Here is an 11,378-nt window from a genome sequence, read left to right as displayed (position 1 = left end):
CCATATAAGCGCAGTTTCTTAAATTGTAAGGTGTGTCTCCCTTATCTGCTCTATTTGATATTTTATCCCAATATTGGTCTAAATGAGCCTTCACAGCTGGATACTCATTCACATCAATGCGTAGTTTTACTCCTTTAATCCCATTATGAGTGTTAATTAGCCATAGATTAGCCCAATCATAACCATATCTTTTAATATCCCTGCCACGAAGAATCGGTCAATATTACTCATCCAATCTATTGACAATAAAACGAGCCAATGTATTTCTGTCAACTCTACAGATCTTAGCTATTTTACGCTTTGATACATCAGCGCTAAGTAATTCACTGATTAAGGTTTCCTTTCCCGACAATTTATACTTGTCGGGAGAATTCTTTTTCCCCTTTGGACGGCCAAGGATAATACCTTCACTTTTTTTGCGAGCTAAAGCTTCTTTTGTTCGTTGAGATATTAGATTTCTCTCTATTTCGGCAGATAAGCCAAAAGCAAATGCCAATACTTTACTTTGTATATCTTCACCAAGTCTGTAATTATCCTTGATTGTCCATACACGACAATCCTTTGTCATACATATGTTTAGAATTTCCATAATCATAAACAAATTTCTTCCTAGACGTGATAACTCCGCAGAAATAATAAGATCCTCTTTTTGAATACGTTTCAATAATCGCCCAAGTTCTCTTTTGTTGTAACTTTTTGTTCCGCTGATGGTTTCCTCAATCCATCCATCAATTTTTAAATTCTCCTTTTCACAGAAATTATTTATTTCAAATCTTTGGTTCTCTACTGTTTGTTTATCACTGCTTACTCGAATATAGCCATAAATCATAAATGTAATTTTTATTGATTAGATTAATAATCTATAAAATTAGCAGATACAATGTTTTTATATTCATAATGTAAGCATATAATTCTGTTATAATATGATATATTAAAATATTCATCTGTTCAATAACAACAATTCATAAACTAATATGTCACGATTAAGCGATTTATATAAAGCCAAGGAAACCCTTAGAAAGAGGGACTCCCAGTAGATGAAATTCTTGAAAAAAAGGCAAATAAATCGGAAGAAGAAATAATAAAAAAAGATATTCTTCCTGAGCTTTCTAGAACCATTGAACCAGCTTTACAACTCGTGAAGCGTGAATTGGTATTGGTTGTTGATTACTTACCTGGACACCCTTTGAGCGTCCATCTAAGTCGTAAACATAATTTTACTGCTAATTTACTGGATGCGAAAGAAATGATACTTGTTACTGAAGTAAACCATAAAAAATGCAATTCTAACTCAGAAAATAAAATTGAGCGTGGACCAGCAAGAGATATGTCTATATTATTTCCTGGCAAAACTATAATAGAAGAGAAAACAGCAGCTGATACATTGGTTGCTTTTGTTAAGAAAATAGGAATGACTAAGGTCTGTAAAGTTGTTGAAGATAATAATCTTAGGTTTTGTAAGGTACCTGTTATATCAAATCGCAGAGATGCAAAATATGGCAAAAGTCAGAAAGATTTAGGAGACGGATGGTTATTAATTACTCATAGCAATAATATAATGAAAAAATCATTTATAGAGAAAGTGTCAATAACTTTAGATCTAGGAGTTAAAGTTATTTTAAAAATATAAGTTATATTTCATAATTCCTTTCTCTGATCCTATCATTCAATTATCTCGCATTTATTTAAAGTAAAATTTTGCTAGGTACAAAGTTGGTTAAGAAGAATATAAATGTTCTTTCAATCTCTTGTAAATAATTCTTTACATCTGAAGAGGTGCAATGATTTATTATATTATTACGATCTATTTTTATGCAATTTCTTATTTTCTTCACATAAATAGCATTGATTTTTATAACTTTAAATTCGACTTTCAAACATCTATTTCGTATAATAGATAGAATCAAGTTTTTAAATGATGCAAGATCAGCTTTCTAAACATATACAGAAATGTCAACATGGTGATAGCACTGCGTTTGAATATATTCTTAAGCAATATCAACAAATGATATTTACTCTATCCTTTAGGATATTATGTAATGAAGCTGATGCTAAAGATGCCACTCAGGATACATTCATAAAAGTGTGGCAAAATATATCTACATACAATCAGAAATATAAATTCTCAACATGGATCTACAGAATTGCTTCCAATATATGTTTTGATAAATTACGTAAGGAGCAAACCTCCTTTGATATAGATATTGTAGATAATATTATGTATTCTGAACCAAATCAAGAGGGAGCTATAAACTACAAGGAACTTATAAATTTCATAAAGAATATAGCTGATGGATTACCGCCGAAACAGAAGCTTGTATTTATACTTAGTGAGCTTGAAGAACTTGGGGCTGATGAAATATCTATTATTACAGGACTTTCACAAGCTAAAATAAAAAGCAATCTATATCTGGCAAAAAAATATGTGAAATCTAAAATTAAAGAAGATGAATAATAAAGATCAAAAATATGAGATGATGATTAATAAAGTCAAAGAAATCAAGATTGAATGTCCCGAAAGCCTCACTTCTGATATTATGACTTCCATTAATCGTACTCCTAAGAAAGAGAATAAAGGCATGCTCTTTAATTTAGTTTGTTGGGCATCCTCTGTAGCTGCAATTCTATTATTAGGATTATTTGTAGAACAATACTTCTATACTCCAAAATCAAATATTACTCAATCTCAAGTATATTTCTGTTCGTATACAGAAACAATGACGCAAAAAGATGCATTCGATCGAATCAACAACATAATTAAAGAGAAAAAGGAACTTCAAGACTGCAGAAAAAAGTTCTATAATAATTTTGTCTCACATCATTAAAAATTAGAATTATGAAGACGATAAAAATAATTACTTTAGTTGTTATATCTGTAATTGCTACATCTTGTAGCTCATATTATAGGACAATAACAAAATTGAGCAGGAATGGTAATGCACAACGAGAGATATATGCAAAAGCCGATTCGACTTTCATGTCAGGAAACATTGCTAATAATCCATATCTATTTGATATAAATTCAGGCTGGGCAATCAAAAGATTCAAGACTCCATATAAGTATAACTTCTTTGGAGAAGATGTAGAACTGAATGTAATGATCAGCCAAAAAGCTACTTCAGTAAGCGATTTCTCTGAAAAAACAATATGCAGTGAAATTAAAAGACCTTTGGCAGCTCCTAAAGAATCACTCACAAAGAAATTCAGATGGTTTTATACAACCTATACTTATACATGCATCTATCCTAAAATCAATTATGATGTACCAGTATCAATCAACAAGTTCCTCACACCAAAAGAGCAACGTCTTTGGTCACAAGGCGATTTCGATAAATACAAAGCACTAAATGGAGCTGAGATGAGCAATATGCTCAATGATATTGAGAAGAAGTTCATTAACTGGTATTATCGAAATCTATTTGAAATTAGCATTGACATTATAGAGGAAAAATATAATGGAAATATATCGCAAAATGTCAAGGAAGATGTGTACAAACAGTTATATAATGGTACTCCGGATTCAGATATTACTCCATATAAAGTATGCAAACAGTTGGATATAAATCTGAAAGGGAATAGTTTCGAAAAACTATACAACGATAATGAGAAGAAAATCAGTAAAGAGTTCGACAGCAAAACTTCAGTAATTAACATCATCAATAATACGATTAGCTATGAACTTATAGTACCTGGAGAAATACTATCAACAAATTCACCAATAATCAAATCAGACACTCTTATTTGGAAAGTTGATGGAACAAGGAATCTATTCAGCAGCTACACACTATCTGCTGAGTACCGTATAATAAATACTTGGGCATTTATAATAAGTATTCTTGTAGTACTGATTGCAATTATAAGTATAGTTATAATTAAGAAACGTAATATTAGTAAACATAGAATCTGATATATACTGCTGAAATAAATATATATTACTTTATTTATATTTATTATCAATTTATATTGCACCCATATATTTATTTATTCTATTTTTGTTCTGTCAACAATGACAGCAATACTAATATAAAATCCTATGAAAAAGACACTTATCTCATTCGTTATTCTTGCTTTTATCTGTTTGTCTGCTGGTGCACAAAGAAAAATTGGTATTAAGGAGGTTTATAAAGACAGCAACGTAATGTTCAATCAAATTGACGACCATACCTGGGTGGGTACCGGAAATTTATGCTACAACGAGAGTCTCTATCTTGTAGAAGGCAATGATAAAGCTATTCTAATCGATGCCGGTACAAAGATTCCCGGTCTGAAGAAAATCGTAGAGTCTATAACATCGAAACCTGTTACTCTGTTGGCTACTCATGTTCATGGTGACCATACAGGTGAAGCAATAAACGAGTTTGATAAGATTTATATTAGCCCGGGTGATACAGTGATGATTCCAGCCAATGTTAAGGATTTCTTCAAAGGTGAAATATTATACCTGAAAGATGGTGAGAAAATAGACTTGGGTGGGAGAGTGATAGATGTGATATTTACTCCTGGACATACTTATGGATCTGTATCTTTCTTTGACAAGGATAAAGGTTATGGATTCAGTGGAGACGCTTTCGGATCTGGAAATTTACTTGTATTCACTGATTTCACAACTCTAAAGAATACTTGTGATAAGGTTATCCCTTACCTTGAAAAGAACAAAATCAAAGTCATGTATCCCGGACACTACTGGGGAGATAACCTGGAGACAATAGAAACTGTTAAAGGACTTAAGAGTATTTCTGAGGATGTCCTAGCAGGAAAATTAGAAGGTAAGGAAAATACCGGTGACAACTATGGATTGGATAGAATTATCGAGAAATATGGACTTAAAGTCAACTATAACTCTAAAGCTATAAAATGATTATGAAAAAACTTTTTACTCTAATTCTGATTCTTGCTTCAGTAACAATTCAGGCACAGAACATCACTTTACCTGCTCCTGCTAAAAAGGGAGGTAGCTCAACTATTGAATCTTTATGGAAAAGACACTCTGTAAGAAGTTTTCAGCAGAAAGATCTGCCGATGCAGACTCTATCAAACTTATTATGGGCAACAACAGGTCTTAACCGCAAAGATGGAAAGAGAACTAATCCTACTGCTATGAATAAACAGGAAATCTCTGTTTATGCTTTCATGAAAAAAGGTGTATACCTATACGACCATAAGAATCATACTCTTATATTAAAGAAAGAGGGTGATCACAGAAATCTGGTCGCTCATGGACAGAACTTCGTAAATGATGCTCCTGTATCTCTGGTTGTAGTAGGTGATCTATCTCTATTCCCTAACTCTTCGAATAGTGATGTTATGACTACTGTTGGTATTGATGCCGGCATAGCTTGCGAAAATATAAATATATTCTGCGCATCAGTAGGACTGGCAACAGTTCCTCGTATCACAATGGATAAAGCCGGAATAAAGAAACTTCTGAATCTATCTGAAAAACAGATTCCATTTATAAATAATCCAGTGGGATTCGAAAAATAGCAGATTTGTATCTAATTAAATAAGAGCCATATATCACTCTACAACAGAGAAATATATGGCTCTTATTAATTTTATAGTTTAACTACTTATTGTAGAAGTAGTTGCTTAAGCTCGCCTACTGTTCCGACAACATATTTTGCATTTGCTCGCTTCATCTCGTCAAGATCTCCATATCCGTATAGTACACCGACACAGTCGAAGCCAACTTCACGAGCTCCCAAAACATCGAACTTTCTGTCACCAATCATAAGAACACGGCTGACATCTGTTACAGAATGTTCCTTCAAAGCATATCTTATAACATCCGCTTTGGAATAGAGTAATCCCTCCATATCACGGGCTGCAACAAACTCAAAATAGCGTAGCAGATTGAAATGTTTAAGAACCTTCATTGCCATATCTACAGGTTTAGAAGTTGCAACAACAAGATGATAACCTGAATCTTTCAACTCCTGAAGACACTCTTCAATGCCATCATATGGTCTATTCTCAAATACTCCTATAGGTCTGTATCTGTCGTGATAGATATCTACTGCCTTTTCAGCCTGCTCCTTTGTCAATCCGTAGAAAGTCTCGAAAGATGCCTCAAGGGGTGGACCTACAAATCTTCTTAGTTTGTCCACATTTTGCTCTTCTATGCCAAAAAAACTTAGTGCATGGGATACTGAACGCATTATCCCTTCTCCTGAATCTGTTAGTGTACCATCGAGGTCAAAAAACAGATAGTCATATTTACTCTTCATATAATACCTAATTGAGGTGCAAAGGTACTGATAAAATCGATACGAAACTATATATCTATACTGTTACGACTAACAAACTGGTTTGGCCGGCAGTGATATCCAGAAGGTTGAGCCTTCACCAATGGTACTTGTAACTCCTATATCTCCCTTTAAGATATTCATGATATTCTTGCAGATAGTAAGCCCAAGTCCGGAACCGGGGAGGAGACAACCAAGTTTCTCGAAACGGTTGAACACTTTCTCAATGCCTTCGGGACTTATTCCGATACCTGTATCACTAACCTCCATTCGCACATTAGTGCCGTCGAAAGAATACTTCAGTTTTATATTACCCTTTGAAGTATACTTTATTGCATTTGTGAGGAAGTTTGTTAATACCTCTCTTACTCTATCTACATCGGCTACAATAGTACATGGAGCTCCTAAATCGAGAATAAAGTCAAGTTCGTTATTTTCTGGAAAACGATATTTGAATGAATAGTATAAATCCTGAATGAAGTTATCGACATCAAATTCTTCATTGTCAAAATCTGTGTTGCCACTTTCGAGCTTAGAGAGATCCAGTATTCCTCCAACTAGCTCAAGTAGTGTAGCTGTATTATTACGGATGATATTACAGAACTCTTCTCTTTTTTCTGTATCCTCTTCCGAGACAATAAGCTCACTGAAGCCAACAATAGCATTTAATGGGGTACGTATCTCATGACTGATATTTGCTAAAAAGGAACTTTTCAATCTATCTGACTCTTCAGCCTTATCTATAGCATGCTGAAGTTTACGCAATGTAAGCTCTTTCTCTTCAAGCTGCCTTACACGGTCTGTGATATCTTCCATAAGCCCAGTATAACATTTCAGACGAATATTATTGTCCAATCTTGGTATCAGCGAGAGTGTGACATTCCTATAATCATCATGGTTAGACATAAGCATACGGAAATTTATCTCGTAGGGCTTCATTGGTAAATAAGCAAAATTCTCAACGGCATCCTCTATGATAGAAAGGTCATCAGGATGAATCATATCATATATGTGCTCGATGGGTACATTGTCTATATGAGCAAGTGAATAGCCACCATCAACGTTCAGCGTACGTGTATAAGGGAAATAATCAAGATGAATTAGTCCGAAATGTTCGGTAACCATCTTCATCTTCTTTGTAAACATATCATTACTGCGTAACAACTGCTTCTCAGATGTAATATCATCAAAAAGCATCATGTGCCCAAGGAAATTTCCATCATCATCTGATATAGGAACATAGTTGGTACGTACATCCCTATATTCATCATAGTTTATCTTGCACCTTACATCACGGGTGAATGGTATATGTTCAGAGAAATGCTTTCTCATATCATCATCAACACCTTTAGCATTGAGAAAGTTTACACTAAAAAGCTCTGTACCAAACCAATTCTTACTCATAGAAACGGCGTTTGAGTTGGCTTGGAGAACACGACCGGAGTCATCGAAACATATTGTAGCAAAAGGAAGGTTGGAAAATATTGTCTGATATTTATCCAACATAATACTCTGTTTCCTATGAGTACTGGCAATATCGGTTATGTTCTTAATTGAAAACATGACAAAGTCAATCTCATCATTGTTATCTCTATGACTGATAATATTTATGTTGTAAAGTTGATAATGCTCATCATGGGCATGCTGCTTCTTTCTGTAAACCTTATTTGAATAGTTTGAAGCACCTGATAGGATAGAAGAGAAGCTGCTATCGAATAACAAAGAGTCGGATGGGTGAAAAGAGTCAAGAAACTCTTGATATGTATAGTCAGCCTCTTTTAACTTTTTATTTTCAAGATTATATAATATATTATCTTTATGGAAGTAATATAATAAATCAACATCGGCAACTTCATTAAGAAGTTGGGTAGTTTCTTTTAATAAAAGATCGGTCATCGTGTTTTCAATAATAATCATTCAAGTGTCTGTTGACAAAAATAGACAAATTGATGATATATCCTAGGATAATGAATAATAAAAATTTAGTAATTTTTGGACATTCTTCCTGTTTCGTAAAAGTTTATTAAGTGATTTTATAAATATAAATTACTTACCATAATCATAAAAAGCTACATATAATCCATTATATGTAAAATATAAAATAATTTATGAAAAGTTATTTTACTTCAACATTGCAACTTTTTTATTTGAATAATTATTCAACATATTAATTTTATATTAAATAAATAATCCTTTAATATACTTCAGAAATCAGGACTAGGTGTGAGCTTCCCTTTTTTCGGACGGTATTAAATTAGACTGCTAAAGTAACATTTTTTCTTTCATACTCACGTCTGTATTCATTGGGTGACATGTCACCCAATGAATAATGTGGGCGATTTTCATTGTAATCCATCATCCAGGACTCGGTTAATTCGCGCACATCATTCATATTGCGAAAAATATATGCATCCAATATGGCTCGTCTGTAACTACCGTTAAACCTTTCTACAAAGCTATTCTGGGTCGGGCATCCCGGCTGTGTATATTTTATTGCAATATCGTTGGCCTTGCACCAATCCTGAATTTATTTGATATAAATTCCGGTCCATTGTCACATCTGATATTATCTGGTTTTCCTTTAATCCAGATAATCTTTTCAAGAATTCGAATTACACGTTCACTTGGCATGGACATGGATACTTCTTGTGCCACGGCTGACCGATCAAAATCGTCCAATATATTTAATACTCGAAATTTACGCCCGTTTTCAAGCGTGTCACTTACAAAATCCAGAGACCATGTATCATTCGGCCTTTCAGTGGCTACAAGAGGATGTTTAACTCTTGCCGGTAGTCGCTTTTTTAGTTTCACCCGTTTATTGTAACACATAGACTTATAAACCCGATAAACTTTTTTGTGGTTCCATAACTTGCCACTACGACGTATTCTTGAAAATATTTTCCAAAAACCATCGCCGAATTCAGATGCGTCCTTAATTGCTTGGAGCACTTCATAATCATCTTTCTTTTCGACATAATAAAAATATGAACGATGAATCATCATCAGTCGGCACGCCCGAGCTATGCTAACTTCATGCTCTTTGATGATTTTTTTCGTAATCTCTTTTTTAACCTCGGGCTCTAAAGTTTTTTTTCGATTACATCTTTAAGTATTTTGTTATCAAGGGCTAGATCCGCATACATTTGTTTTAGTCTGCGATTCTCATCCTCTAATTCCTTCAAACGGCTTATCTGATTCACTTCCATACCACTATACTTAGATTTCCAGTTGTAAAGGGTAGCTCTTGAAATTCCATACTCTAGGGCTACCTGATCTGCAACAACCCCGCTTTCTAATTTCTGAATCGCTGTTACCATTTCTCTTTCTGTGTGCTTCGACTTTTTCATTGTTTCTTCCTCCAATTGCAAATTTAATTAGTCGTCCCTTAAAAAGTATATTTCAGCGAAACATTTCTTATGGCTAGTGTTTCGCTGATTTTTTTAGGAGTAGCCAAAGAACCTTCATGGCTCTTTTGAAGTTATATGCTGCTGCGGCTAACATGAGATTGATAGCATCCCCTGATACTCCTTTGTAAAAGTTTCGCCCTAAGCATAATCACTCTTGAGATGTCCTATGGATGGTTCTATTCCTGCCCGTTTGCAAAATAGCTTGTGCTTCTTCTTGCGTTGATAGTAGGTATCTTTGGCTTTTGGTATATCAGGTATGAGTATTTGTGTCCCGTTTATCTCTTTCCTGCCACGATATCCTCTATCTCCTGCTAATCGCCTGATACTTTTTCCCGTCAGCCGATGCACCTGTTCCAAGCTCTTCTCAATGGTATGCCCATCGTATTCGTTTCGGAAAGAGCTGGCACCAAGAATGACACCTGTGGCAGAACGTATAATGGAGACTTTGTTACCAAATTCGTATTTTTTGTGTTCTTTACCTTTACTGATGCATTGAACATCAGGTTCATGAATGGAATAAATCTTATGGGAAGAACTACGACGTTGTAAAAGTATCTTTTCAAAGATGGATAGCAATTCATCATATCGGCTATTATCCCCTAAATTACGTTTGACTTCTCTGACCAGACGCCCGGCAATTGTGCGTAAACGCTTATCGGCTTTTATGGCTTTCTTCCGATTCTTGGGATGATTACGGAAACGTTGATCCCGATAAATCCTTTTCAAAACAAACGTGTACGACTGACGTGTGGGCAGATTCAACTCTTTTACAATTTTAAGCACTTTGCCAACTATCTTTTTGTGCAGTTTTGCATCTGTGGGATAAGTTATATTCTTTTCTTGTACGGTAGAGTCGATAAAGGCAGTATCATGATGCTGATCATCGCTCTTGTCATCATTCACCCGGATGCTTTCAGAGAGAATGAGCTCTATCCCTTTTTCACCTATCCGTTTGCGAAAATGGACTAGTTCGGATGAATTGCAGGGAAAAGAAGGCACAAATTCGTGCATACCACAGAAATATTGAAAGTAAGCATTCTCGCTCCATTGTTCGACGACAGACTCATCAGAGAGGTTGCGCAGATGTTTGAGAATCAGTAACCCGCACATCAGACGGATCGGTTTAGCCGGACGACCATTATCCGGGCAGTAAAGAGAAATGAATGCTTCTTCAAACACTGACCAGTTAATCTTGTGCGAGAGTTTATGCAAAGGGTGCTGCCAGTTCAGTAAATCATCCAAAGATGAGAACAGAGATGGAGAGGATGGAGTTGTATTTATCATATAAATCTGCAAGTTTATACCTCTAAAGATACAAAAACTTGCAGATTTACAAAAGGTATTATGATATTATATTACTGGTAATCAGTTTATAAATGACTTTTTAAGGGACGACTAATTATTATTGTCTAATTTAAATCTGTCTGAGTTTTGGGGAAGCATACATAGGCATCATAGTGGTTAAATTACGAAACTTAAGTTTATCGTTTGATATTCTCACCAAATTATTATATTTTTGAAAAGCTATGCGTAATGTTAATTATATAGTAATCATTTTTTCATCTCTTCTTGTAAGCATTGCTTGCTTTGTGATAAAAATAATTTTTGTTGCTCTCATTTCGAGTCCAACAGAGTATTTTATATTCGAATTTGACATTATTAAGAACAAAGGATTAATTATGGGATGGCTATCAAACTATCCTATGTTAGTAAAAGCAATTAT

The 11,378-nt window shown here is 34.4% G+C and carries 9 protein-coding genes and 2 pseudogenes; 6 read left to right on the top strand and 5 right to left on the bottom strand.

All coding sequences use genetic code 11. The annotated features are described in order from the left end of the window. Positions 1 to 223 precede the first annotated feature (223 nt). Positions 224 to 829 carry a master DNA invertase Mpi family serine-type recombinase gene (locus JCM15092_RS12415; RefSeq protein WP_024994946.1) on the bottom strand — a complete coding sequence of 202 codons (606 nt, stop codon included), beginning with the start codon at positions 827 to 829 and terminating at the stop codon, positions 224 to 226. Between the two features lie 309 nt (positions 830 to 1,138). On the opposite strand from JCM15092_RS12415, the gene JCM15092_RS16070 reads away from it, so the two are divergent. From JCM15092_RS16070 to JCM15092_RS12385, 6 genes are all read left to right on the top strand, one after another. Then, positions 1,139 to 1,630, top strand: coding sequence for a hypothetical protein (locus JCM15092_RS16070; RefSeq protein ID WP_235782355.1), 492 nt, complete (start codon positions 1,139 to 1,141; stop codon positions 1,628 to 1,630). Between the two features lie 285 nt (positions 1,631 to 1,915). Next, entirely contained in the window at positions 1,916 to 2,455 is a 540-nt protein-coding gene (locus JCM15092_RS12405) for an RNA polymerase sigma factor (protein WP_024994945.1), read from the top strand. After that, positions 2,448 to 2,825, top strand: a complete 378-nt coding sequence (locus tag JCM15092_RS12400; RefSeq protein WP_024994944.1) for a hypothetical protein — start codon at positions 2,448 to 2,450, stop codon at positions 2,823 to 2,825. Before JCM15092_RS12405 ends, JCM15092_RS12400 begins: the two co-directional genes overlap by 8 nt. Positions 2,826 to 2,836: 11 nt before the next feature. After that, positions 2,837 to 3,907, top strand: coding sequence for a hypothetical protein (locus JCM15092_RS12395; RefSeq protein WP_024994943.1), 1,071 nt, complete (start codon positions 2,837 to 2,839; stop codon positions 3,905 to 3,907). Positions 3,908 to 4,033: 126 nt separating this feature from the next. After that, positions 4,034 to 4,858: an MBL fold metallo-hydrolase gene (locus JCM15092_RS12390; RefSeq protein ID WP_024994942.1), complete on the top strand. Its 825-nt coding sequence runs from the start codon at positions 4,034 to 4,036 to the stop codon at positions 4,856 to 4,858. Between the two features lie 2 nt (positions 4,859 to 4,860). Next, complete coding sequence (locus tag JCM15092_RS12385; protein ID WP_024994941.1) at positions 4,861 to 5,484, top strand: SagB/ThcOx family dehydrogenase; 624 nt, start codon at positions 4,861 to 4,863, stop codon at positions 5,482 to 5,484. Between the two features lie 86 nt (positions 5,485 to 5,570). Here the strand turns inward: JCM15092_RS12385 and JCM15092_RS12380 are convergent, their stop codons facing one another. From JCM15092_RS12380 to JCM15092_RS16055, 4 genes and pseudogenes are all read right to left on the bottom strand, one after another. Beyond that, positions 5,571 to 6,227: an HAD-IA family hydrolase gene (locus JCM15092_RS12380; RefSeq protein ID WP_024994940.1), complete on the bottom strand. Its 657-nt coding sequence runs from the start codon at positions 6,225 to 6,227 to the stop codon at positions 5,571 to 5,573. Between the two features lie 69 nt (positions 6,228 to 6,296). After that, positions 6,297 to 8,162: a PAS domain-containing sensor histidine kinase gene (locus tag JCM15092_RS16685; protein ID WP_051532559.1), complete on the bottom strand. Its 1,866-nt coding sequence runs from the start codon at positions 8,160 to 8,162 to the stop codon at positions 6,297 to 6,299. Positions 8,163 to 8,499: 337 nt separating this feature from the next. Next, positions 8,500 to 9,595: pseudogene (locus JCM15092_RS16945) on the bottom strand (IS3 family transposase). Between the two features lie 38 nt (positions 9,596 to 9,633). Next, a pseudogene (locus tag JCM15092_RS16055) lies at positions 9,634 to 10,939 on the bottom strand (IS5 family transposase). Positions 10,940 to 11,378: the final 439 nt, after the last annotated feature.

The organism is Phocaeicola paurosaccharolyticus JCM 15092, from assembly GCF_000613805.1.
Classification (GTDB): Bacteria; Bacteroidota; Bacteroidia; order Bacteroidales; family Bacteroidaceae; genus Phocaeicola; species Phocaeicola paurosaccharolyticus.
This window is presented reverse-complemented; position numbering and strand designations above follow the sequence as displayed.